Here is a 24,286-nt window from a genome sequence, read left to right as displayed (position 1 = left end):
GCTCCTGACATAGACAATGCCCCGGCTGCCGTCAAAACCTCCCGTCCGTATTTAGGTGTTATCAAAGGCTGACGGAATACCAGCCCTTGCGGAAGGTCAAACAGGACTTTGCCGTAATCTGCGATCATGCTAACGCCTTAGGTCATCCTCACATTTTCATGAGGGTGCGGTTGCGGCCTCCAAAAAGGGCCTTTCGGCCAGGCACAGGCAGGCAATTGCGCCTAACATCAGCAGGAGAATTCGATGCGTTCAGAAACGGCGCCGGCCATACGGCTGGAAGACTATCAACCGCCACTTTATCGCATCGACAAGGTCGCCCTGAACGTTGAACTCGCCCCCGGCGCAACCCGCGTTACCGCGACTCTTGAGGTCAGCAGGCAACCGGGAACAGAGGCCGGCGCCCCGCTTGTGCTGGATGGTGACGAGTTGTCACTTGCGGGCATCAAGCTGAATGGCGAAGCGCTTGCCGAGACTGCCTATGCAGCGACAGCCGATCGTCTCGAACTTGCCTCACCGCCTGCCGATCCGTTCGAGCTGACACTCGTGACCGAACTCGATCCGGACGCGAACACGAAGCTGATGGGGCTCTACCGCTCTTCGGCAACCTATTGCACCCAATGCGAGGCCGAGGGCTTTCGCAGGATTACCTATTTTCTGGACCGACCGGATGTCCTTGCCGTTTACACGACACGTCTGGAGGCCTCGAAGAAAGACTGCCCCGTTCTCCTGGCCAACGGCAATCTGACGGAGACAGGAGATATCGACGGCACCGGCAGGCATTATGCCGTGTGGCACGACCCGCACCCGAAACCGGCCTATCTGTTCGCACTGGTTGCGGGCGATCTCGCCGAAGTTCCGGACACGTTCACCACCATGTCCGGCAAGGAGGTCGCACTCAACATCTACGTCGAGCATGGCAAGGAGAGCCTGTGTGACTGGGCCATGGATTCGCTGAAGAGGTCCATGCGCTGGGACGAGGAAGTGTTTGGCCGAGAATACGATCTGGATGTGTTCAACATTGTCGCCGTGTCGGACTTCAATATGGGCGCGATGGAAAACAAGGGCCTCAATATCTTCAACGACAAGTACGTTCTGGCCGACCCGGAAACGGCAACCGACCAGGATTATGCCAATATTGAAGCCGTGATCGCACACGAATACTTCCACAACTGGACCGGAAACCGCATCACCTGCCGGGACTGGTTCCAGCTGTGCCTGAAGGAAGGCCTGACGGTGTTCCGCGACCAGGAGTTTTCGTCCGACATGCGCTCGCGCGCGGTCAAGCGCATTGCCGATGTACGCTTGCTGAAGTCGCATCAGTTTCCGGAGGATGCAGGCCCGCTCGCACACCCCGTACGTCCGCGAACCTATCATGAAATCAATAACTTCTATACGGCGACTGTTTATGAAAAAGGCGCCGAGGTTGTTCGCATGCTTCAGACGCTTCTGGGCGAACAGAAGTTCCGGGCCGGACTGGACCTCTATTTCGACCGCCATGACGGCGAAGCAACCACAATCGAGGCATTCCTGTCCTGCTTCGAGGAAGCATCGTCCACCGATCTTGAACAGTTTTCGCTCTGGTACGAGCAGGCAGGAACACCAGTCGTGTCGGTGGAAACGGAATATGATCCCGACCGCAAGTCCTTCACCGTTTCATTGTCCCAAGAAATCCCGCCCATTGCCGGCCAGAAGTCCAGCAAACCGGCAGTCATCCCGCTTCGTTTCGGGTTGATCGGCCCCAATGGCGAGGACATGGAAACAGGCTCCGTGGAGGGTGCCAACGTCGCCGGCGATGTGCTTGTGCTCGACAAGGCTCATCAGGACGTCGTCTTCCACAATGTCGCTGCCGCTCCCGTTCTGTCTCTCCTGCGCGGTTTCTCCGCACCCGTTCGTCTGAACCAGCCCCTGCATTCCGAGGAGCTCCTGTTTCAGGCAGCACAGGATCGGGACCCGTTCAATCGATGGCAGGCGGTGCAGACGCTGGCGATGCAGGACCTTGTGAGGCTTGCCGGTCTGGTCCGCGACGGCTCGGAAGGCACGCCGTCCGAAGACGTCATCGGTGTGTTCGCGTCTGTTCTGGGTGAAACCCAGCTGGATGAAGCCCTGCGTGCGCAGGCACTCACGTTGCCCAGCGAAGCGGATGTCGCACAGGAAATCGGCAAGGACGTCAACCCGGACGCCATTCATACGGCCCGTCAGATGCTGCGGCGCGCAGTTGCCACCCGCATCGCATCTTCCCTCGTCCCGTTCATTACCGACCAGTCCGCAGGTGGGACCTTTTCGCCGGATGCGCAGGCAGCCGGAAAACGAGCGCTCGCAAACCGTTGCCTGCATTATTACGCAGTCTCCGGCGCAGCCGATGCGACTGACCTGGTCTGGTCGCGGTTTGCCTCAGCCGACAACATGACCGACCGCCTCGCGGCCCTCACCCTTCTGGTACACGACCATATGCCACGTGAAGAGGAAGCGCTTGCAGCTTACCGCGAGCGGCACACGGACAGCTCTCTGGCCATGGACAAGTGGTTCATGACCCAGGCCACCGCGCCCGGTAACGAAACGCTGGACCGGGTCAAGGCATTGATGTCGGACCCATCCTACGATGCTGGCAACCCGAACCGCGTCCGCTCGCTGCTGCAATCCTTTGCCACCGGCAACCCGACACAATTTGCCCGGATGGATGGTGCCGGATTTGAACTGATCGCCGAATCAGTTCTGGAGATCGACAAGCGAAATCCACAAGTGGCATCGAGACTTCTGACGAGCTTCCGCTCGTGGCGCGCACTTGACCCACAAAGAAGTGCCCTTGCTGAATCTGCCCTCTTGAGGATTTCAGCATGCGAAAATCTGTCGAGAGACAGCCGTGACATCGTCGACAGAACCTTGCAGTAGTCTGCAATACTGAGAAAGGTTAACGAAAGAACGGAAAATCCGGACTTGCGTTAACCATTTTATTCTTTGACGGGTCTGGACAAAAACAGACGATTTGATTCAAATGGAAGTGATTCGGGGCACCCCCGACGCGGCGGTTTTTGAGGCACACTTCCTATGGCGAGAGCATTAGCTGGCGACGCATCTGCGCGGCGCGGCGAGAAGGAGTCTGAGTGGGAGAGAGACGCAGGCACAAAACGCCTGCCTCTGCGCACCCTCCTCGGCGCTCTGGCCGAAAGCCTGGCCCGCTCCGATAGCCTGATGCGACGCCTCATTCCCGGCCTCGCCATCATCTTCATCGTCATACTCGCCCTGTTCCGAACCGGCGACCTTGTCAGCGATTACACCCGGACCCAGGAAAACGCCCAGGTTACGCTGAGCCTGATGGCAACTGTCGTCGCCAGCGGCCTGATGTCGTCGGAAAACGATCTGCCTGAAACGGGCTACCGGACAACATTGAAGCGCATCCTTGCCGACAGTCTGCCCACAGGAGCGACCAGCAAGGGCCGCATTTATCTCGTTGCGGACCAATCCGGCACCATCGTTGCCTCGGCACCGCTCCAGCCATCGCTTGAAAGCCGGCCGATCAGCGACCTGCTCGGCCCGTCACAGCCGCTCATGGTGTTTGGAGCCCGTGCCGGCGTGATGCCTGTTGCCACCAACCTTGGCACAGGCCGGGGCCAAGAACAGGTTCTTGCAACGGTTCATCACCTCGACGGCCGCCTCGGAATGGTGGCGGTGCTGCAGCCGGAAAACGAGATCTTCAGCCAGTGGCGGGATGACCTTTCGGCAAATGTGACGCTCTTCGTCGGAACTTCGCTGGTGCTGCTTGCGGTCATCTACGGCTTCTTCAGCCAGGCGACCCGCGCGGAAGCGGCCGACGATATGTATGCGGCAACCCGTGCTCGCATCGACACCGCCCTCACCCACGGCCGCTGCGGACTGTTCGACTGGGATCTGTCGCGCGGCAGAATGTTCTGGTCGTCTTCGCTGTACGAGCTGCTCGGACGCGAACCCAAGGACGATATTCTCAGCTTTGCCGATGTCGCAGACATCACCCATCCCGATGACATCGACCTTCTGGGCCTTGCCGAGCACCTGCTGGAAAGCGGTGAAACCCTGGTCGATGAGACCTTCCGGATGCGCCACGCCGACGGAAGCTGGATCTGGCTTCGCGCCCGTGGTGAAATCCAGTCGGAACCCGGCCGTGCCGAGCCGCACCTCATCGGTATCTGCATCGACATTACCGAGCAGCACGAGCTTGCCGAACAGAGCCGTATGGCAGATCTTCGCCTGCGTGATGCGATCGAGACAATCTCGGAAGCTTTCGTTCTGTGGAATGCCCGAAACGAGCTTGTGATCTGCAATTCCAACTATCAGTCGCTGCACAGCCTGCCGAATGCCGTGATCAAGCCTGGCACACCCTACAAGGACGTGATGGCAGCTGCCTCCAATGCCGAAGTAGCACCGCAACCGGTCACTCTTCGCCAGCGTGGCGGCGCTCCTGATGGCTCCTACGAAGCGCAACTGGAAGACGGTCGTTGGCTGCAGATTTCCGAGCGGCGCACCAAGGACGGCGGCTTCGTGTCTGTCGGGACCGACATTACGCCGCTCAAGAAACACGAAGAAAAACTGATCGACTCCGAAAAGCGGTTGAGGGCAACCGTTTCCGATCTCCAGAAGTCCCGCCAGACCCTTGAGGTTCAGGCCCGGCAGCTGGTGGAAATGGCAGAAAAGTACCAGGAAGAGAAAACCCGGGCGGAAGCCGCCAACAAGGCCAAGTCCGAATTCCTGGCCAATATTTCTCATGAACTGAGAACGCCGCTCAACGCCATCATCGGCTTCTCCGACATCATGACGCAGGAAATGTTCGGCCCCGTCGGCACCGACAGGTATTCCGACTACTGCAAGGATATCTATTCTTCCGGCACATACCTGCTGAACGTGATCAACGACATTCTCGACATGTCCAAGATCGAAGCCGGTCGCATGAGTATCGAGACCGAAACGGTCAATGCATCGGAATCGGCCGAAGATGCCAGCCGGATCGTCACGGGAGCTGCGACCGAGAAGAACATCACCGTCACCACCGATGTCGTTGAAAACGTCTCGGTGCACGCAGACAAGCGGGCGCTCAAACAGATCCTGCTAAACCTGCTGGCCAATGCGGTGAAGTTCACGCCGGACAATGGTACCGTCACGCTCAGGGCGCGGCCACGCGGAGACAAGCTGCATTTCGAAGTGATCGACACAGGCATCGGAATTTCAGAGCGCGATATAGAACGCCTCGCCCAACCCTTCGTGCAGGTGGAAAACCAGTTCACCAAGACCCACCAGGGCTCGGGCCTCGGACTAGCCATCGCCCGCTCGCTGGTTGAACTTCATGGCGGAGCGCTGGTAATCAAGTCGGAAGTGAAGAAAGGCACCACTGTCAGCTTCACCTTGCCGCTTGCGGACAAGGAAGCCGCCTGAAGGGCTTTACCCTCCAGGCGAGCCAGGTTGTCCGTAGCCCTAAAGCACAGCAGATCAGTCGTTACCGCTTGTTGTTGCCAGTTCGCTCAGGATGTCGAGCGAACGGCTCCACAGCAATGCGCCGCCTTCCTCCGGAAAAAACCGGCGGCTTGCATTGGGCAATCTGCCTGCGAGCGAAAGACCGAAGTCCGGTGAATGAACCGGGCTGCCATCCTTGCCGCCGTACCAGAGCGAGACCGGGCAGTCGATCATGCCAAGGTCGATACACCAGGGCCTGAGCGCTGCGACCGTATCAAGGACGTATCCTTTCGGTCCCTGCCTGAAGCCTTCCCGAAGGGCGTGCCTGTAGGCTGCGGCGAAAGGTTCGACGCCATATACCGACCTGTCTTCCGGTGAGCTCATCGACAGTACCAGGTCGTAGAAGCCATCCGGCTCGGCGAAGCCTTCAAGCATGGCAGAAAACCCTGCGGGATCTTCCTGTGCATGCCGGGTCATGTCCCTCACCTGATCCGGCAAACCATCAGCGAATTCCGGACGGTAGAGTTCATCCTGACCGGAGACGATCGCCAGGGAGCTTGCAGTCCCCGACGCTGCAGCGGCGAAAGCAAAGGGCGCTCCTTGCGAAAAGGCGACCACTGGGATGCTGACAAGGCCAAGGTTCGCAACAAGTTCGCCAACGTCACGCGCGACACTTGCCAGTGACTTGTCAGGATCGGGCGATGAAGCGCCGAGGCCCGGCCTGTCCGGTGCAATCAGTCGAAGGTTTAGCTTTTCGAGATGTTCCAGGCCAAAGCCAAGTGTGCCGGCCATGCCGGCGCCTGTCAGAAACAGAACCGGAGTGCCTGTCACCGGACCCCATTCAGACCAGGCAAACACACGGTTGCCGGCCAGCGCAATACGGTCGCTCCGGTCCGGACGACGGACCGTTTCGTCGAATGAATAAGTCATGAGGTTTCTCAGAGTATGGGAAAGGGTTCGCTCAAGAGAGCGCGAATGATTTGAAATCGGCCGCCGGCGCGGTCCTTCCCTATCCCAATGGAAACAGCTTGGCAATCCGGGTCAAGTGTTGACCGTTTCAACCTCGCCAATCAGCCGCACAAACGTCTCGCGCACCTTCACCTGAAGGTCTGCAAGCTCTGCTTCCAACCGGGTGAAGGTCGGACTGCCGGAGGCCTGAACCAGGAGATCCAGTACCCCGCGAGGTGCTTCTGCCGGCACGAACTTGCCGGAAAGAGCCAGCCGCAACACCTGGGTCAGACGGTGGTAAAGCCTGAGAGCTTCCAGCAACAGCCCTGCGTCGCCCAGGGTCAGGAAGCCGGCGTCGCGGGCCAGTTCCAAAGCTTGCTCCGTGCTTTGCGCCAGGATTTCCGGGTTTTCCTGAGCGTGTGCAAGCTGCAGAAACTGGGCAAGAAACTCGATATCGACCAGACCGCCGGCCACCTGTTTCAGATCCCAGACATCCTTGGTGCCTTTTTCCTTCTCGATCCGGGCACGCATGGTGCGGACATCGTCGGCCAGCTTCGTCAGATCACGCGTCTGCACCAACGTGCCGCAGATGCTGTCGACGATCTTCTGCTTGAACTCAGGCGTCGTGGAGGCAATCACCCGTCCGCGCGTCAGAGCCATATGCTCCCAGGTCCAGGCCTCTTTCTGCTGGTAGGCTATGAAGCCGTCCAGATTGGTCGCGAGCGGACCTGCATTGCCGGACGGACGAAGCCGGAAATCAACCTCATAAAGCGAGCCTTCGGCCGTCGGTGCGCTGAGGGCCGTGACCAGCCGCTGGGTCAGACGGGTGTAATACTGGGTGATCGCAAGAGGCCGCTTTCCATCAGACTGCTTGACGTCTTCCGGCGCTTCATAAAGCAGGATCAGGTCCAGATCGGAGGCTGCCGTCATTTCGCGCCCCCCAAGCTTGCCCATGGCCAGGACCGCGATATTGCCCCCCGGCACCGTGCCGTTGCTTTCGCCGACATGCACGATCACCTGCTTCAGGATCCGGTCGACGACAACTTCGGCCAGCCGTGCCAGTGCAAACCCTACCCGGTCGGCGGACAAGGTATCTGAAATCATCCGCAGACCGATCAGGAACTGCTGCTCCTGGGTAAATATCCGCGCCCTGTCCAGTGCTTCCTCATAAAAGCGGGCCTGAGACAGGGTTCTGTCGAGCCCGGCGCGGAACTCCTCGACGCTCGGCATGGCGCCGAAAAACGCCGGATCGAGGACTGCATCCAACACATGAACCCGCTTGGAGACCGTTTCGGCCATGCGTGGCGCAGCGCCCATGGTGGTTGCCAGCAACGTCAGGAGCTGTGGATTGGACCGCAGCAGCGAGAACAGCTGCACGCCCGCCGGCAGCTTGGCCAGAAAGTTGTCGAACGCCCGCAGGGCAGCGTCCGCATTGTCCGTGGCCGCCAGCGCACTGAGAAGCGCAGGATGCATTTCGGTCAGCCGCTCGCGCGCCTTGGTCGAACGGGTGCACGGATAGCGGCCGAAATGCCAGGCCTTGACGATCGCGGCAGCTTCCGCAGGCTGCTTGAAACCAAGACCGGCAAGCGTCTCCAGGGTCCCGGGATCGTGGTCATCGCCGGTAAAGACCAGATTGCCCAGTTCAGACGACAGTGCCGGTTCATCTTCGAACAGTTCGGCATAATGGTGCTGAACCGTTCGCAAGTGGTCGAGAAGTGCCGTTTCAAAGGCTGCAAGCGTGTCGTAGCCCATCAGCGCGGAAACCCGCTTCATGCCGTCTTCATCCTTCGGCAGAAGCTGGGTCTGCTCGTCGTTCAGCATCTGGATACGATGCTCGACATTGCGCAGGAACCGGTAAGCGGCGGCCATTTCGTCGCGTGTCTTGCCCTTGATCCAGTCTGCATCCACCAGCGCGTCCAGCATGTCGAGTGTGCGACGTCCGCGAAGGGCCGGATTGCGGCCACCCGCGATCAGCTGCTGGGTCTGGACGAAGAACTCCACTTCCCGGATACCGCCACGGCCGAGCTTGACGTTATGTCCGGCAACCGCAATGGCCCCGTGGCCCTTGTGCATATGGATCTGGCGCTTGATCGACTGCACGTCTGCAATGGCCGCAAAGTCCAGGTACTTGCGCCAGATGAACGGCACGATTTCATGCAGGAAGGATTCGCCGGCGGGAATGTCGCCCGCGCAGGGCCGCGCCTTGATCAGCGCCGCCCGTTCCCAGTTCTGCCCCAGGGATTCGTAATAGACCAGCGCAGCAGGCACCGACATGGCAAGCGGGGTCGCACCGGGATCGGGGCGCAGGCGAAGATCCGTACGAAAGACGTAACCGTCCGCGGTCCGGTCCTGCATGATCTTGACTAGGCGCCGCGTCAGCCGAACGAATTCCACCGGAGCTTCCGCTGTTCCCGCCATGGGCGCCTTGGCCGGGTCGTAAAGTACGATCAGATCGATATCGGACGAATAGTTCAGCTCATTTGCACCGTGCTTGCCCATGGCAAGGACGATGAGGCCGCTATCGACTTCCGGCTTCTCCAGGTCATGCGGTGCGAACTTGTTCAGACGGACCAGATCGCCGAGGCAGAACCTGATTGCCGCTGTCAGCGCGGCGTCGGCAAATCCGGCCAGGGCACCGGTAACGCGGTTCAGACCGATCGCACCGGAGATATCGGCGAGACCGAGCGTCAAGGCGAGATCGTGTTTGAAGTGGCGCAAGGTCCGCATGATACCGGCCTCGTCCTCCGCCCGCGCTTCTCGGGCGGCAGACAGCAGGTTTTCAAGACGGCTTTCCGGCGCTTCCTGCAGCAAGCGAAGGAGACGCGGAGGATCGGCAAGCATCAGATCGCGCAGATAGGGCGAGTTTCCAATGACTCCGATCAGGAAACCTTCCAGGTCCGGTTTTTCGTGCAGAAGAGCGTTGAGGGCCTCGCCGGCTTCGGCATGAGCCAGAAGATCTTTCAGGAACAGGGCTGCATGATCGGGATCCGGTGCCGTTGGGACCACCGCGATCCGGTCGGCCAGAACGCCCGCGCCACCGTCCTGGTCAGTTCCCTTCTCCCGTTTGCCCGGCTGTGCCGCCTTGTTCATGCCCGCTCCTGCTGCTGTCCGGTTTCACCGGCTTGAGATCGATCCGGGCGCTCAGCCCCGGGTCCTCATTCATGAAGCGCAAGTCTCCGCCATGCAAGCGGGCAACCGCCTTGACAAGACTCAATCCAAGGCCTGTTCCAGGTTCGGAACGGCTTTCCTCCAGCCGAACGAAACGTTCCTTCACCCGGTCCTGGTCCTTTTCCGGAATGCCGGGGCCATTGTCGGTGACGCTGAGGACGATGCGGCCGTCCTCCTCCCGCCCGCCAAGGCGAATAAGCAGGTCGCCAGTTTCAGGACGACCGTATTTCAGTGCATTCTCAATGAGATTCACCAGTACCTGGCTGATGAGGTCGCGATTACAGTCTGCCTTCAGCCCTTCGGGCAAATCGGTTTCAAGCTTGCCGCCCTCATCTTCAACCAACGGCTCGTAAAGTTCGGCAACCTCGGCAACCAGCTTGTTGAGATCGGTCGGCTCCATGACGGAGGCCGGTGCCATGGATTCAACACGCGCAATACGCAGCAGCGCGTTGAATATCCTCAGGAGCTGGTCGGATTCCTCCAGCGTCGCTTCCAGGGCGCTGCGGTAGCCCTCCTCCCCCTTCGCTTCCCGCAAGGCGTTTTCGATCCGGGTCTGCAGGCGCGTCAGAGGTGTCTTCAGGTCATGGGCGATGTTGTCTGTCACATCCTTCATCGACTGCATCAGCAGTTCGATCCGGTCGAGCATCGTGTTGAGATTGATCGCCAGGCGATCGAATTCGTCGTCATTGCCCGCAACGGGCAGACGGCCGGAGAGCTCGCCCTGCATGATCGTGCGACTGGTGGCGGAAATCTCGTCGATGCGCTTCATCACCCTGCGGCTGACAAACAGCCAGGTGATCGCGGCCATGACCACCACGACGACCAGCCACAGGCGCAAGGCGTTGGCCAGAAGGTTGGAGAACCGGAGCTGGTCGCCCAGGTCACGCCCAACCAGCAGACGGAAGCCGCCGCGAAGCTCAAACGTGCGCACCATGGCCTGCCGCTCTACGTCCTCTGCATCCTGGCCAAGGCGCGTGTAACGAACCCGGCGCAATCCACCATCGGCCTCTTCGAGAACGGTGGTCGGCAGGCGGGCAATATTCCCGACAAGCGCATTGCCGGCAAAATCGACGAGGAGATAAAGGCTGGCATCCGGGTGGCGGGAGCGCCTGTCGATGGTTTCGACAAGATCGCGAACACCGCCGCGCACATAGACGTCGGCAAGGGTTTTCAGTTCTGAATCGACGGATTGAACCACCTGCTCGGACATCAGGTTGTCCGTGTTGTCCGCAATATAGAACAGCAGCACACCGGACATCACCGTGAAGACGGCAATGTAGAGCAGCGACAGCTTGAAGGCTGTGGTTCTGGTAAACCTAGTGAGCCGCGTCACGGATCGTATATCCGGCACCCCGGATGGTGTGCAGAAGTGGTGTTTCGAAACCCTTGTCGATCTTGCCGCGCAGACGGGAGATATGAACGTCGATCACGTTGGTCTGCGGATCGAAGTGATATTCCCAGACGTTTTCGAGCAACATCGTACGGGTCACCACCTGACCGGCGTTCTGCATGAGATATTCCAGAAGGCGGAATTCACGCGGCTGCAGCGGGATTTCCGTTTCGCCGCGGCGGCACGAATGCGCCATCCGGTCCAGCGTCAGGTCGCCGACGGTATAGGTGGTCTCAATCTGGCTGGCTGACTTGGGGCGTCGTGCCAGTGCCTCTATGCGGGCTTGAAGTTCGGTAAAGGCGTAAGGCTTGGGCAGATAGTCATCGCCACCGGCCTTCAGGCCCTTGACGCGGTCATCGACCTGACCGAGCGCCGAGAGGATCAGCACCGGCGTGTGATTGCCTTCCCGGCGCAGGTCCTGAATGACCGAAAGGCCGTCCATCTTCGGCAGCATGCGGTCAACAATGAGGATGTCGTAGTCCCTGTCGAGGGCCATATCCAGCCCGGTCCGCCCATCGGCAGCCTGGTCGGCGGTGTGGCCCAGTTCACTCAAACCCTTGACGAGGTAGCTTGCAGCTTCCGGGTCGTCTTCAATGACAAGAATCCTCAACATCTCATCCTTTTAGCTTGAGTTGGCCCTAAAGAAAATGGCTGACGGCGGCGATGGATGTGAGAGTCGCCGCCGCCAGTCAGTCAGGGTTTAGCAGATAAACCCTTGGCAATGACCGGCCCGTCGGGGTTTGGGGGCAGAGGGCAGGCCGGTCTTGCCTCACAGGTCCGGTTCGGGGCAGAACCGGCCCCTGATCAGGCGAGGTTCATGGGCAGGGCCACGAACCGTGTCGTGTTGTTGCTTTCAACCCGGAAGAGAACCGCCTTGCGGCCATCCTTTTCCGCCTTGTCCAGCGCCTTCAGCACGTCGGACGGGCTGTTGACCTTCATGCCGGCCACTTCCAGGATCACGTCACCGGTGTTGAGGCGCTTTTCGGCTGCCGGGCTTTCCGGGTCGATTTCGGCAATAACCACGCCGTCACCTTCCAGGCCAGCTTCGGCTTTCGTCGTCAGGACCAGGCCGAGATCATCCAGGCTGGTCTTGCTTTCACCGGCTTCCGGCTGAACGGCTGCAACCTGTTCCTGATCCTGCAGGCGGCCCAGTGTCACGGTGACGTCCTCTTTCTGGCCGTCGCGCCAGACCGTGATGTCCACCTGGCTGTCGGGCTCGTAAGCCGCAATGATCTTGGACAGCTCGCGCGGGCCCTTCACTTCAGTGCCGTCAACGGCAAGGATGGTGTCGCCCGAGCGCAGGCCAGCCTTCTGTGCCGGGCTGTTTTCCTGCGCTTCCGCGACGATGGCGCCGCGGGCCTCTTCGAGGCCAAGGCTCTCCGCGATGTCATCCGTGACGTTCTGAATCTGAACGCCCAACCAGCCGCGAACGACGGTGCCGTCGTCCTTCAGCTCCATGATGACATCCTGCGCGGTCGAAGCCGGAATTGCGAAGGCGATACCAACGTTGCCACCGGACGGCGAGAAGATCGCCGCATTCACACCGATGACTTCGCCATGCATGTTGAAGGCCGGACCACCGGAGTTGCCACGGTTGACCGGAGCATCGATCTGGATGAAGTCGTCATAAGGGCCGGCGCCGATGTCGCGGCCACGTGCAGAGACGATACCAGCCGTGACGGAGCCGCCGAGACCGAACGGGTTACCGATAGCGACAGTCCATTCGCCGACCTGCGGTGCTTCCTTGGCGAAATCGACATAGGTGAACGTTTCGTCGCTTTCGACTTTCAGAAGGGCCAGATCCGTCCGTTTGTCGGCGCCGATGAGCTTGGCGTCATATTCCTTGCCGTCACGGTCGATCACGGTGAACTCGGTTCCGTTTTCGATCACGTGATGGTTGGTGACGAGGTATCCGTCATCAGAGATGAAGAAGCCGGAGCCCTGGGAAATGCCATACTGGCGCGGGGCACGGCGCTGATTTTGTTGCTGGTCACCGCCACCCTTGCCGCCGAACTCGCGGAAGAAGCGCTGGAACGGATGGCCATCAGGCAGGCCCTTGAAGAAGTCTTCGAAATTGTCGTTGCCGCCACCGAAGTTCATCATGCGCGGTTCTGCGGCCTGCTTGACCTGAACGCTGACAACCGCCGGGCTGACGGCAGTGACGACGTGGGAGAAGTCCAGCGGAGCCGCGGTATCGACACGGACAGCATCAGCCAGAGCCAACTGGCTCGGAACAATGGTCTGTGCCGTCAGAAGTCCGGCTGCGCCGAGCGCGACGACGCCTGCCAGCAGTTTGGCGCGACGGGAGCGCAGGGGAGAAACTGAGCGACTGTTTTGCATGTTGTCTTCCTCTTTCGAGATAAGGTTTGAAAACCATTTCCTGGACTGCTTGCGGGGAAAGCGCTCCAGGTTCGAAAGTGAAAGTAGGTGAACCAGTCTTACAGGCGCCTGTCGGCGGCATTACGGTTTTGTAAGGTTGGAAGAAATGGCAGAAAACGTGAGGAAAACCGCCACGACCGGAGCACAAGTGGCAACGGTTTTTTCCGTCCCGAACTGCACAGAAGTGAAAACCGAGTGCAGGAAGCAGGAAACAGCCGGCCAGCGACCCAGGCAGAGTGTTCTCTGCTTCGCGTTACGAGGGGTTCGATTCGCCTGTCAGGGGAAGACGACCGGTGTATCGCCCGGCTGCCATCGGTTCCATTTCGGCATCACGGATTGGAACCGGGGCGACACTTCGAAGGCTTCCAGCCAGGCTTTCAGCGACGTCCACTCCTGGCTGTCGAACCAGCTGCGATCCGAGTTGGCGAACTGACGAACGAACGGCAGGATCGCAAAGTCGGCCAGCGAGGCCTTGCCGCCGAAAAGCCAGGGCGTAGCGGCGAGACGGCTGTCCAGATGCCAAAGGAACTCCGCAGCACCGGCTTGCTCTGTTTCCCTGTCAGTGTCCGGATATCTCGTATCGTACTTGTAGCGATCCAGATGGCTTTTGAACGGGCCATCGCAAACGCCGATCAATTCCAGCATGGCATCGAGATCGCCTTTTTCCGGCTTCAGCCAGTTTTCCGGGTCGGACCGGTCAAGCGCCCAGAGCATGATCTCGAGGCTTTCATCGATCACCGTTTCACCGGTTTTCAGGCAGGGTACCGTTGCCGAGGGAGACGTTTCCAGAAATTCGGGTGCCTTGTCCTTCAGGACGATTTCCCGCAATTCGACCTGCTCGCCACTTGCGGCAATTGAGAGCCTTGCCCTGATGGCATAGGGGCAGCGGCGGAAAGAATAGAGGATCGGCATCAAGGTTGCGTTCATGCGCGTGGAATGACCCATCGGTGCCGGAAGGTCAACAGTGCCGAAATCACCTTATTGCAACAATGCACTTGGTGGTTTTCACAGGTTATAAAGGAAATTTGGCGAAACTTATGCCGATAGGGTACGGACATGAGCGACTCGCTTCTTAAGCTTGCCAGGGACAGTTCTTCAGAGAAAAAACACGAGCTTGCTGAGCACGTGACAGGCCTGCTTGTTGCCCGCGCAGACGACCCCGGCTCCGAAGAGACGCATCTTCTGAACAACATGCTCGAGGGCGTCTACGATTCCCTTGCTCACGACGCCAAGCGCAAGATGTCCGAACGTCTTGCAGATGTGCCGTCAATGTCCTCCAAGCTTGCCGCGGCAATGGCCAGCGACGACCTGCCTGTGGCCCAGGCAGTGCTGGAACGCTCCAAGTCGCTTCGCGAGGAAGATCTGCGCAAGATCGCGGAAACCAAGGACCAGGGTTACCTTCTGGCCCTCGCCAAGCGCGACCACGTCAGCAACGATATCAGCAATATCCTGATCAAGCGCGGCAGCAGGGATGTCAAACACACGCTGGCCGCCAACCTCGGCGCCGAGATCACCATGCCGGTGTTCGAAAGCCTGGTGAAGGACATGCCCAAGCAGCTTGGTGATCGCATCCGGCACTTGCGCAAGTCGAACGAGGAGCTGCTGGAAGATCTGTTCCGTGACGATGGTGAAGTCGCTGCCGGTGCGGAACTGGTGAAAAAGCAATCCAAGATCAGCCCGAAGGCGTGGCTGATGGGCATCCGTCTCGGCAAGACGACCCTGAACAAGGCGGTCTACCAGCTGGCCCAGGAACACAATCTTCTCGATGCAGTCGCCTTGCTCTCGTTCTTCTCCGGCCTCGACATGAAATATGTCCACAATCTCATGGTCCGGTTCGATTCCACCGGCATCGCCACTGTCTGCCGGGCCACCGGTATCGGCGCGATGGAATTCCAGGCCGTGTGCAAGGAACGATGCAAGCATCTGAAGTTTCCCGAAAGCACCGGCAGCAAGTGGCTGACGAACTACCACATGCTCGATGACACCGATGCCCGCCGACTTCTGGCGCTCATGAAAATCAGGCTGAAAGCAGCCAAACACGAGAAGGCTGCCTGATCGCCCCGACCCAAGTGCGAAAATCCGTTTCGCGACAGGGCGAAAATTGAGTTTCAAAATCCAAGTCAATTCCGGATTTTTCGCCTAGAACTTGTGCAATTGCATATTTTTCAGGCGACTTCATGCACATCGATCCCAAACCGACCTTCAGAACCGCGTTCGCCCCGGCGTTGCCTTGGCCGCAACCAACCGAAGCGTTTCTGGCCATGGCGGGCGGCGCTGTCGGTATCGGCGCATGCGCCCTGATGGTGTGGTTGATGCATGCATATGGCGGCCTGCCGCTGTTTCTGATGGCGCCTCTTGGTGCGTCTGCCGTACTGGTGTTTGCCGTACCAAACAGCCCGCTTGCACAGCCTTGGTCCGCAATTCTGGGAAACACCTTGTCGGCGGTGTGTGGTGTGGTGGCGCTTGCCTTGCTGCCGTTGGAAACCGCGCCGGTTCTGGCTGTCGCGCTTGCGTTTGCCGCAATGATGCTCGGCCGGGCTCTGCATCCGCCTGGCGGAGCTGTCGCCTTGCTGATTGGCTTGTCGCCTGAGCTTCTGACAGAAACAGGCGCGCTGATGATCGTCTTCAATACAGCCGTGATGACCAGTGTACTGGTGGCGTCCGGCCTGGTGTTTCATCGTTTCTCCGGTCGAAAATATCCGTTCCGGACAAGCCTTTCGCAAAGCGGGCCGCCACCAATGCGACGGCTTGGCCTGACCGAGGAAAATCTGTCGGATCTGCTGTCGAAATTTCACCAGTCGACCAACCTCGGTGCTGTCGATCTTGCCCGGCTTGTGGCCGCTGTCGAGGCAGAGTTGATACAGCCTCCCTTCGAAGGGGTAGCCTGTGCAGATGCGATCGCCCTGGAACACCTTCATGTTGCTCCAGACGCGTCTCTACAGGAAATCCTCAGCAAACTGCAGCAGTCCGAAACATCCAAAGTCGCAGTCGTGAATGCTGACGGCCATCTTGCCGGTCTCATCAACCAGCGCGACCTGCTACGCGTCCTGAGCAAAGGCTTCGGTGACGGATCGAACTTCGCCCCTCCCCTCGCTCGCGACCTCCTGCATGCTCCGGTGACGTCTTTCGACGGCACTCTGCCGCTTGGTGATGCCCTGCATGTGATGGTTCGCGATAATCTGGATCATGTTCCGGTATGCCAGGAGGGAGTGTTCGAAGGTTTTCTGACCCGTTCACTCCTGCTTGAGGCCCTGGTCTGGCCCGCAACGGACAGAAAGGCCGCCTGACGCGGTAAAAGCACAGGGACGCGAAGGGAATTTTCCTGAATGAGCCAAGATGACGAGCTGCCGGGAGACCCTGTCTGCTACGCCGACATGCTGGTGGGCGGATTTGTCGTAGATCAGGAAACCTTTCGCGATGTCAGCCGGTTCCGCAAATCTGAGCGCAGCCGTCTCTATGAAAAGCGGAAGGGACTGACCAGCACGGAGCGGGCGGTAAAGACCGCTGCGCTGATCGATCAGCTTCGCCCCGTCCTTGAAGCAGTCGACTATCAGAGGATCTCGCTCTACTGGCCAATCCGTGGAGAACCGGACCTTCGCCCCCTGATGCAGGAGCTTTGCAACTCGGGCAGGACAGTTCTTCTACCCGTCGTTCTCGAAAAGCAGACACCGCTGGTCTTTCGCCCGTGGCAGCCAGGCTGCAAGATGGTGCGAGGCCTCTGGAACATTCCCGTTCCCGAAGAAGGCCCATCGCAGGTGCCCGAGGTCGTGATCGCCCCCCTGGTTGGTGTCGACGCCCACTTTTACCGCCTCGGCAATGGTGGCGGCTACTACGACCGCACGCTGGCATCGCTGCCGGCCAAACCGCTGACCATCGGGATCGGGTTCGCGTTCTGCAGTCTCAACTCCATCTTTCCAATGCCCTGGGATGTGCCAATGGACAAGGTCGTTCTGGACACCGGGCCTTTGGAAGTTGAACCGGGAAAATGACACTTGCTTCAACCAGTAGTTACCTAATGCAAATCCGCGCAGGGTCTCCCAGAGACTTTATCGAATAAAGTAAACACGCTCGAGGCACGCATAAGCGCGCAAAATGTCAGCCTTATCCTGTAATTAATACGGATGGCGCGATAGATTTATCCTTTTTTTATCCTGCGCTTTAGACAGTTGTAAACTGTCTCTGCGGTAGTCCTGTTGCAAGAAAAACGGACAGCTAAAAGATGCTCAACGACCTTCTCAATCTCGCTCAGGAAAGCACCCCGGAAAAACGCCACCAACTGGTGGAACACGTTACCGAGCTTTTTGTGCGTGGCGCGAACAGCTACCAGACAGAAGAAATCGCCCTGTTCAACACGGTGCTGGAAAGCATGCTTCCCACCATGGAGCCTGAACAGAAGAAAGCGATATCCGAACAGCTGGCGCCGATAGACGACACTTCCAACAAGGTCGCCTATGAGCTTGCCCGAGAAGAGATCGACATCGCCAGGCCGATGCTGACGTCCTCCAATGCACTCAAGACCGAGGATATCCTGCGGCTGGCCAAGACCATGGGTCAGGGGCACCTGCTGGCGATCTCGAAACGCCAGCATCTTGAGGCCAATGTCACCGATGTCCTGCTGGAACGCGGCGAGAACCCGGTCAAGCAATCTGTTGCTGCAAACTCCGGCGCAGAGTTTTCCGAATGGGGCTCTCGCCTGCTGATCAAGCTGGCGGAAAAGGACGAGAAAATCCGCGACGCCATGATGGAGCGCGCGGACATTACCGAGTCGGACTACGACAAACTGATCAACCAGATGCCTGAGGCTCAGCAGGCGAAGATCCGCCAGCTGCGCAAGGAAAACGAAACCCTGATCCAGGATCTCTTCCACAAGGCCAGCAAGGTTGTTGCCAGTTCGAAGCTGGAACGCAAGGCGACCCGTATCAATGCGAAGGTCACCTTGAAGGAAATTCGGGCCGGGCAACGTTCGCTCAGCAAGGCGATCACGCAGCTGTCGCTGTCGAACAACCTGTTCGACATCTGCTTCCTGCTGGCGGAAATGGCCGGGCTGGAGCAGAAATACGTCACCAATGTCATGGTGCGCTACGATTCCACCGGTGTGGCGGTTCTTTGCCGTGCCATGGGAGTGGAAAACGCGGACTACAATGCGCTGTGCAAGGCCCGGGCGATGCACAACAAGCAGCCGCAGTCGACGGCGGAAAACTGGGCGAACGACTACCAGTCGCTGTCAGACCGTGACGCGCGCCGTCTGCTGTCCTTCATGAAGATCCGTCTGCAGACCCTGGAAGGCCAGGCGGCCTGAGGCCGCCTCTCCGCTTCCCGTCAGATCACGCCTCTGCTTTGTCGGGCGACACATCCCGCGTCACCACCGCAGCGCCCGCTTCCAGGGTGCGATGAACAGGACATTTGTCGGCGATCTCCAGAAGCCGGGTTCGCGTTGCTTCGTCAAGGTTGCCTTCCAGCGTGATCAAGCGCTCGAACCGGTCGATCTTGCCGTTCCGCGACTTCACGCTTTCCGAACACTCTTCACAATCGGCCGCGTGCACCTTGCCGTGCAGAACACGAGTGCCGATCCGTTCGATATCCAGCCCCTTGCGTTCAGCATACATGCGCAACGTCATGACCGTGCAGGCCCCGAGTGCGGCGGACAGATATCCATAGGGCGACGGGCCGCTGTCGAACCCACCGACATCCTTGGGTTCGTCGGCAATCATCCGGTGTACGCCGCTCGTGACCATGACCTGAAACTTGCCCTGGCCGGTCTCCACCACCTCAACACCATCCTTTGCTTCGTCGCCGGCCTGTTCCGCTACCGGATCGAGATAACGCCCGACCCAACCGGCAATCACACGTGCCGCATAGGCCGCGTCCTGGCTCTTTGAAAGAAGATGGTCGGCCGTATCGAGCGACACGAAGCTCTTGGGATGCTTTGCGGCAACGAAAATGCTGGTGGCGTTGTCAATACCGACAACCTCGTCAAGCGGGGCATGCATCACGAGAAGCGCCTTGCCGAGACCCGCGACCTTGTCACGAACCGACTGGGCTTCCAGATCGTCCAGGAACTCCTTGCGAATGGTAAAGTTGCGGCCTTCGAGAGAAACCTCTCCTTCGCCCTGCTTGCGGATCGTCTCTTCCACCCCCTTGAAGCTTCGGATCACGTGATCCGCGTCGGAGGGAGCGCCGATCGTCACGACGGCCCGCACTTCGGGAATGTCGGCAGCAACGGACAGAACTGCGGACCCGCCGAGCGAATGGCCGATCAGGAGCTGTGGAGCCTGATAGTTGCGGCGCAGATAATCTGCTGCCCGCTTCAGGTCTTCGATGTTGGAGGAAAATCCGGTTGAGGCGAAATCGCCGCCGCTGCCGCCGAGGCCGGTGAAATCGAACCGGAGCACGGCAATCCCCTCTTGTGAGAGCGCACTGGCAACGTGGCGGGCGGCAGCGATATCCTTGGAGCAGGTAAAGCAGTGCGCGAACAGGGCGAAAGCCCTGATCTTGCCAGACGGCAGATCCAGACGGGCCGCCAGACTTGCGTCGTGCGCGCCGTCAAATTCCAGTTTCAGCGGATGCTGTCCCATTCTTCTGCCTCCTTGCGGTCACTCGGCCACAGGTAAGCACACCTGCCCGTCATGCAAGTCACGCATTGGTGTGAACACAGTGACCGCAGATCTTGAACGGTATGCAGCTGGTGAGACCGAAAACGAACGGCCGGAAGTGTCAGTCGGCCTTGTCCAGCAGCGCCTGCAGCCTACGCTCCTCTTCCGCGGTCAGCTTGGGAGCGGAGACATCGTTGGCAGTGGCGCGATTGCGAGCACGCTTGCGCAGGGCTGCAACAATAGCAATCAGCCCCGCAATCAGGGCAACGGGGCCCGCGGCCCACAGAACGATTGTGTGCCAGGCGAAACGGGGCTTCAGCAGCACGAATTCGCCATAGCGGGACACAAGGTAATCGATCACCTGCTCGTCACTGTCGCCGGCGACCAGTCGCTCGCGTACCAGGACGCGCAGATCCTTGGCCAGCGGCGCGTCGCTGTCATCGATGGACTGGTTCTGACAGACCATGCAGCGCAGTCCAGCTGACAGTGCGCGCGCACGGCCTTCCAGTACCGGATCGTCCAGAACTTCGTCGGGCGCAACGGCAAGAGCCGGTACGGCAAGCAGGCTCACACAGAGCAGCAGGGCAAGGAATAGACGCTGTATCATCCGGTCACTCCGCCGCTGCCACACTTTGCTGACGTTTGCGGGCCGGTTTCGGAGCCCCCACGCGCAGCCGCCTATCGGCAATGGAGAACACCGCACCGAGGGACATGATCACACAGCCAATCCAGATCAGGGTGATCAGCGGCTTGAAATAGACGCGCACGTCGACAGCGCCATCGCCGCGCCCTTCACCGAGCGAGAGATAGACCTGCGAAAACCCTGTCGTATAGATACCGGCTTCCGTTGTCGGCATCTGGCGCGCCGTGTAAATGCGCTTGGAGGGGTCAAGCTCGGCCACCAGGGTTCCGCCCTGACGGATGGAGAAGTGACCGACTTCTTCAGTGTAGTTCGGACCGCGGCGCGGTGCGGCGCCTTCGAAGGTCATCTGGTACCCGGCAAGTTCGACAACATCGCCCGGACGCATTGTGAGGACACGTTCTTCCTGAAACGCGGAAGCCGTGACAATGCCGAGCACAGTAAGGCCGATGCCGAAATGGGCAGTGGCCGTTCCCCAGGCAGATCCCGGCAGGCCAACAAGACGGGCAAACCCACGCTTGAAGCCTATTTCGAAGAATTTGACACGGGTCACGATTTCGGAAATTGCACCCGCCATGACCCAGACCGCCAGCCCGACACCAAGCGGCGCCAGCACCTTGTCCATGCCCCAGGCCCAGTAAGTGACCAGTGTCAGCAACAGGGCAAGACCGAAAGCCGCATAAAGCCGCTGGCAGGCCGCCCCAAGATCAGCCCGTTTCCAGGACAGGATCGGACCGAAAGGCACTGCCAGGAGCAGCGGCACCATCAGGGGACCGAACGTCAGGTTGAAGAACGGCGCACCGACTGAAATCTTCTCGCCAGTGACGGCATCAAGCACCAGCGGATAGAGCGTGCCGACAAAGACGGCTGCACAGGCAGCGGTCAGGAACAGGTTGTTCAGCACCAGACCGCCTTCCCGGCTGATGGGGGCGAACAGCCCTCCCTGCTTCAACATCGGTGCACGCCAGGCGTAAAGGCTGAGCGATCCGCCGATGAAGATGCACAGAAGGCCGAGAATGAAGACGCCGCGGGCCGGGTCGGTGGCAAAGGCATGAACCGAAGTCAGGACGCCTGAACGCACCAGGAAGGTGCCGAGAAGCGACAGGGAAAAGGTGAAGATCGCCAGCAGTACCGTCCAGACCTTCAGCGCCTCGCGCTTTTCCATGACGATTGCCGAGTGCAGCAGAGCCGTGCCCGCAAGCCAGGGCATGAAGCTGGCATTTTCGACCGGATCCCAGAACCACCAGCCACCCCAGCCAAGTTCGTAGTATGCCCAGTAGGAGCCCATCGCGATGCCGAGCGTGAGAAAGCACCAGGCAAGCAGTGTCCAGGGCCGCACCCATCGTGCCCAGGCCGCATCGATACGGCCGAGGATAAGTGCAGCCACCGCAAAGGAGAAGGTGATGGAGAAGCCGACATACCCTACGTAAAGCAGAGGCGGGTGAATGGCGAGGCCGATGTCCTGCAGGATCGGGTTCAGGTCAGACCCTTCCAGCGGAGGATTTGCAATCCGGGTAAAAGGGTTGGACGTTGCCAGCAGGAACAGGACAAAACCTGCGGTAACCCAGCCCTGGACGGACAATGTCACCGCTCTCAGGTCGGCCGGCAGGTTGCCCCCGAAGACGCCAACAAGAGCCCCGAAGAAAACCAGGATCAGAACCCACAGAAGCATCGAGCCTTCGTGGTTTCCCCATACGCCGGTGAACTTGTAGAGCAGGGGTTTTGCCGAATGGCTGTTCTCGACAACGTTCAGCACCGAGAAATCGGAATTGAGATAAGCACCCGTCAGCACCACAAAGGACAGAAGGACCAGGAGAAAGAGCATCACCGAAACCGGCGGCGCCACCGCCATCAGGCGTTCATCCTTCTGGAGCGCCCCCCAGATCGGCAGAACGGATTGGACAAGTGTCAGCGCGAAGGCCAGCACAAGTGCGTAGTGTCCGAATTCGACAATCATGTCCGTTCCTCTTCCTCACCGGCACTGCGAACAATCAGTTCGCGTTGCCCTCTTCACCTTGCCAGTGTCCCTGCGCCTTCAGCGCTTCGGCCACTTCCTTGGGAATGTAGTTCTCATCGTGCTTGGCCAGCACACTGTCCGCAACGAAAACTCCGTCCGAACCGACGACCCCCTCGGTCACCACGCCCTGCCCTTCCCGGAACAGATCCGGCAGGATGCCCTTGTAGGTGACGGCAACCGTATTGGCCGTGTCGGTTACACGGAAGCTGACTTCGGCATTGTCGGAGCGCACGACCGAGCCTTCCTCGACCAGGCCACCGAGCCGGATCCGCTGCCCGGGTGCAACGCCGTTCTGGGTGATTTCGGTCGGGCTCTGGAAAAACACGATCTCGCTTCTCAGCGCGATCAAAATCAGCGTCAGGGCAATGGCCAGAACCGCGCCAGCCGAACCGATAAGGGTCAATCGTCTTTGTTTGCGTGTCATCAGCGAAGCGTCCGATTTTCAATTCCCCGGCGCAACTGCGCCGCCTGCGGCAGGTCTGCCGCTCAACCGTCAGTTAGACCAAGCTGGCTGGCAGCGTCCTTGATCATGGACAAGTCCTCCGGCTTGTCCGCATATGCCGACAGCGCCTCCTCAAGAGCCTTTTCCGCATCCTGTTTCTTACCCAGAACCATATAGGCACGGATCAGCCGGTTCCACTCATCCACCGACCCGCCTTCCGTGGACAGCCGCTCGGCAAGGCCGGCAACCATGCCGGCGATCATGGCCTGACGGTCATCCGCGGCCATTTCGCTGGCCGCAGCAACCTCCTCCTGGGACGGTCCCGGCAAACTGTTGCCGACCAGTGCGCCGCCTGTCAGCCGGGCCATTTCCTGACGTGCAGCCCCAACCCAGGCTGCGGTCTCATCAGCGCCCTGAAGGAGAGCCTGCCAAGCAGCAATCGCGTCTTCCTTGCGGCCTTCCTGGCCAAGCGCCAGTGCGAGAAAGAATCGTGGCTTTACGGCTGCGGGATCCAGCGACACGGCCTGCTCGAAAGCGGCGCGGGCATCGGCTGTTACCAGACCCTGGTTTGCAATCGTCAGGGCTTCCCCCATATCGGTGAGCCAGGCCTGGTTCGGCCCGAGAATGCGGATTGCGTTGGAATAGGCTTTCGCAGACGCCTGAGGCTGACCGAGCGACAGGTAGACCGGAGCAATGACTGCCCAGCCTTGTCCATCTTCCGGATTTTCCGCCAGATGACGTTCAACACGGGCAACCAGCAGATCGACGGATTGTTCTTCCGCCGGTGCGCTCAGACGGCTGAGCAACGGCTGGTCGGGAAGATCGGGAGAGCCAAGGACAAGATAAAGTCCGAAAGCTGAGGCTGGCACCGCCAGCAGGGCCAACCCCTGCGCAAGCTTGAAGCTTCCCCCCTTGGAGCCGTCCTGTTTTTTGCTGTCGCCCCTGTCGTGGGCTGCAAGCAGACGGCGCGCGATTTCCGTTCGCGCTGCCTCGGCTGCTTCGGCGTCTATCAGGCCCCGTTCGAGTTCCGTCTCGATCGCCGCAAGCTGCTCGCGATAAACCGCTTCGTCCGCACGCGCCGGTGCATCCTCCTGATGGCGCCGTGTGCGCGATAGGGGAATAAGTACCGACAATGTCGCAACCCCGGTCAACAGGGCAATCAGGATCCAGAACACCATGGCCGCACTATAGACAATTCAATGCGGACAAAAGCAAGGTGGCTGGGATGTGACCGGCGGTCGCGGCGCAAACAAATCGGTGAATGAGGCCAGACCTTCAAAACCATTGCGGC

The 24,286-nt window shown here is 59.7% G+C and carries 17 protein-coding genes; 6 read left to right on the top strand and 11 right to left on the bottom strand.

Translation table 11 applies throughout. The features are described 5' to 3' along the window. Positions 1-243: 243 nt before the first annotated feature. Together pepN and ACYQ6M_RS09390 are read left to right on the top strand one after the other, a co-directional pair. Positions 244-2,889, top strand: a complete 2,646-nt coding sequence (gene pepN, locus ACYQ6M_RS09395) for an aminopeptidase N (protein WP_460073465.1) — start codon at positions 244-246, stop codon at positions 2,887-2,889. Positions 2,890-3,045: 156 nt separating this feature from the next. After that, entirely contained in the window at positions 3,046-5,400 is a 2,355-nt protein-coding gene (locus ACYQ6M_RS09390; RefSeq protein ID WP_460073463.1) for a PAS domain-containing sensor histidine kinase, read from the top strand. 54 nt (positions 5,401-5,454) lie between these two features. Here the strand turns inward: ACYQ6M_RS09390 and ACYQ6M_RS09385 are convergent, their stop codons facing one another. From ACYQ6M_RS09385 to ACYQ6M_RS09360, 6 genes are all read right to left on the bottom strand, one after another. Then, on the bottom strand, positions 5,455-6,348 hold the full coding sequence (locus ACYQ6M_RS09385; protein ID WP_460073461.1) for an alpha/beta fold hydrolase: 894 nt from the start codon (positions 6,346-6,348) through the stop codon (positions 5,455-5,457). Between the two features lie 111 nt (positions 6,349-6,459). Then, the gene (locus tag ACYQ6M_RS09380; RefSeq protein WP_022997817.1) at positions 6,460-9,456 is read right to left on the bottom strand and encodes a bifunctional [glutamine synthetase] adenylyltransferase/[glutamine synthetase]-adenylyl-L-tyrosine phosphorylase; all 2,997 of its coding nucleotides are present in this window, start codon (positions 9,454-9,456) and stop codon (positions 6,460-6,462) included. Next, on the bottom strand, positions 9,413-10,867 hold the full coding sequence (locus ACYQ6M_RS09375; RefSeq protein ID WP_367020592.1) for a sensor histidine kinase: 1,455 nt from the start codon (positions 10,865-10,867) through the stop codon (positions 9,413-9,415). Before ACYQ6M_RS09375 ends, ACYQ6M_RS09380 begins: the two co-directional genes overlap by 44 nt. Then, positions 10,851-11,537, bottom strand: a complete 687-nt coding sequence (locus ACYQ6M_RS09370; RefSeq protein WP_022997819.1) for a response regulator transcription factor — start codon at positions 11,535-11,537, stop codon at positions 10,851-10,853. The genes ACYQ6M_RS09375 and ACYQ6M_RS09370 overlap by 17 nt, the downstream gene beginning before the upstream one ends. A gap of 191 nt (positions 11,538-11,728) precedes the next feature. Next, positions 11,729-13,264, bottom strand: a complete 1,536-nt coding sequence (locus tag ACYQ6M_RS09365; protein ID WP_022997820.1) for a Do family serine endopeptidase — start codon at positions 13,262-13,264, stop codon at positions 11,729-11,731. A 315-nt stretch (positions 13,265-13,579) separates the two neighbouring features. Continuing rightward, complete coding sequence (locus tag ACYQ6M_RS09360; protein ID WP_460073458.1) at positions 13,580-14,230, bottom strand: glutathione S-transferase; 651 nt, start codon at positions 14,228-14,230, stop codon at positions 13,580-13,582. Between the two features lie 129 nt (positions 14,231-14,359). On the opposite strand from ACYQ6M_RS09360, the gene ACYQ6M_RS09355 reads away from it, so the two are divergent. From ACYQ6M_RS09355 to ACYQ6M_RS09340, 4 genes are all read left to right on the top strand, one after another. After that, positions 14,360-15,358: a DUF2336 domain-containing protein gene (locus ACYQ6M_RS09355; RefSeq protein ID WP_022997823.1), complete on the top strand. Its 999-nt coding sequence runs from the start codon at positions 14,360-14,362 to the stop codon at positions 15,356-15,358. A 122-nt stretch (positions 15,359-15,480) separates the two neighbouring features. Continuing rightward, positions 15,481-16,590: an HPP family protein gene (locus tag ACYQ6M_RS09350; RefSeq protein WP_209168772.1), complete on the top strand. Its 1,110-nt coding sequence runs from the start codon at positions 15,481-15,483 to the stop codon at positions 16,588-16,590. 39 nt (positions 16,591-16,629) lie between these two features. Continuing rightward, positions 16,630-17,292, top strand: coding sequence for a 5-formyltetrahydrofolate cyclo-ligase (locus ACYQ6M_RS09345; protein WP_460073456.1), 663 nt, complete (start codon positions 16,630-16,632; stop codon positions 17,290-17,292). Between the two features lie 230 nt (positions 17,293-17,522). Further along, positions 17,523-18,602 (top strand): DUF2336 domain-containing protein, encoded by a 1,080-nt coding sequence (locus tag ACYQ6M_RS09340; RefSeq protein ID WP_022997826.1) that lies wholly within the window; start codon positions 17,523-17,525, stop codon positions 18,600-18,602. 25 nt (positions 18,603-18,627) lie between these two features. On the opposite strand, the gene ACYQ6M_RS09335 is transcribed toward ACYQ6M_RS09340, so the two are convergent. The 5 genes from ACYQ6M_RS09335 to ccmI form a co-directional block, all read right to left on the bottom strand. Further along, entirely contained in the window at positions 18,628-19,878 is a 1,251-nt protein-coding gene (locus ACYQ6M_RS09335; protein ID WP_460073454.1) for a bifunctional alpha/beta hydrolase/OsmC family protein, read from the bottom strand. A gap of 139 nt (positions 19,879-20,017) precedes the next feature. After that, positions 20,018-20,503: a cytochrome c-type biogenesis protein gene (locus ACYQ6M_RS09330; RefSeq protein WP_460073452.1), complete on the bottom strand. Its 486-nt coding sequence runs from the start codon at positions 20,501-20,503 to the stop codon at positions 20,018-20,020. A gap of 4 nt (positions 20,504-20,507) precedes the next feature. Beyond that, a complete protein-coding gene (locus ACYQ6M_RS09325; protein ID WP_022997829.1) occupies positions 20,508-22,493 on the bottom strand; it encodes a heme lyase CcmF/NrfE family subunit in 1,986 nt (661 codons plus the stop codon). Positions 22,494-22,527: 34 nt separating this feature from the next. Next, positions 22,528-22,977, bottom strand: a complete 450-nt coding sequence (gene ccmE / locus ACYQ6M_RS09320) for a cytochrome c maturation protein CcmE (protein ID WP_055658701.1) — start codon at positions 22,975-22,977, stop codon at positions 22,528-22,530. A gap of 62 nt (positions 22,978-23,039) precedes the next feature. Beyond that, a complete protein-coding gene (gene ccmI / locus ACYQ6M_RS09315; RefSeq protein ID WP_460073450.1) occupies positions 23,040-24,173 on the bottom strand; it encodes a c-type cytochrome biogenesis protein CcmI in 1,134 nt (377 codons plus the stop codon). Positions 24,174-24,286 lie beyond the last annotated feature (113 nt).

The sequence above is a fragment of the Roseibium sp. ROS1 genome (assembly GCF_054658215.1).
This window is presented reverse-complemented; position numbering and strand designations above follow the sequence as displayed.

Bases quoted from the DNA above. Each gene is read 5' to 3' on its own strand.
- ACYQ6M_RS09325 (WP_022997829.1), bottom strand. From the start codon at position 22,493: ATGATTGTCGAATTCGGACACTACGCACTTGTGCTGGCCTTCGCGCTG.
- ACYQ6M_RS09345 (WP_460073456.1), top strand. From the start codon at position 16,630: ATGAGCCAAGATGACGAGCTGCCGGGAGACCCTGTCTGCTACGCCGAC.
- ACYQ6M_RS09350 (WP_209168772.1), top strand. From the start codon at position 15,481: ATGCACATCGATCCCAAACCGACCTTCAGAACCGCGTTCGCCCCGGCG.
- ccmE (WP_055658701.1), bottom strand. From the start codon at position 22,977: ATGACACGCAAACAAAGACGATTGACCCTTATCGGTTCGGCTGGCGCG.
- ACYQ6M_RS09340 (WP_022997826.1), top strand. From the start codon at position 17,523: ATGCTCAACGACCTTCTCAATCTCGCTCAGGAAAGCACCCCGGAAAAA.
- ACYQ6M_RS09365 (WP_022997820.1), bottom strand. From the start codon at position 13,264: ATGCAAAACAGTCGCTCAGTTTCTCCCCTGCGCTCCCGTCGCGCCAAA.
- ACYQ6M_RS09380 (WP_022997817.1), bottom strand. From the start codon at position 9,456: ATGAACAAGGCGGCACAGCCGGGCAAACGGGAGAAGGGAACTGACCAG.
- ccmI (WP_460073450.1), bottom strand. From the start codon at position 24,173: ATGGTGTTCTGGATCCTGATTGCCCTGTTGACCGGGGTTGCGACATTG.
- ACYQ6M_RS09355 (WP_022997823.1), top strand. From the start codon at position 14,360: ATGAGCGACTCGCTTCTTAAGCTTGCCAGGGACAGTTCTTCAGAGAAA.
- ACYQ6M_RS09390 (WP_460073463.1), top strand. From the start codon at position 3,046: ATGGCGAGAGCATTAGCTGGCGACGCATCTGCGCGGCGCGGCGAGAAG.
- ACYQ6M_RS09335 (WP_460073454.1), bottom strand. From the start codon at position 19,878: ATGGGACAGCATCCGCTGAAACTGGAATTTGACGGCGCGCACGACGCA.
- pepN (WP_460073465.1), top strand. From the start codon at position 244: ATGCGTTCAGAAACGGCGCCGGCCATACGGCTGGAAGACTATCAACCG.
- ACYQ6M_RS09360 (WP_460073458.1), bottom strand. From the start codon at position 14,230: ATGAACGCAACCTTGATGCCGATCCTCTATTCTTTCCGCCGCTGCCCC.
- ACYQ6M_RS09385 (WP_460073461.1), bottom strand. From the start codon at position 6,348: ATGACTTATTCATTCGACGAAACGGTCCGTCGTCCGGACCGGAGCGAC.
- ACYQ6M_RS09330 (WP_460073452.1), bottom strand. From the start codon at position 20,503: ATGATACAGCGTCTATTCCTTGCCCTGCTGCTCTGTGTGAGCCTGCTT.
- ACYQ6M_RS09370 (WP_022997819.1), bottom strand. From the start codon at position 11,537: ATGTTGAGGATTCTTGTCATTGAAGACGACCCGGAAGCTGCAAGCTAC.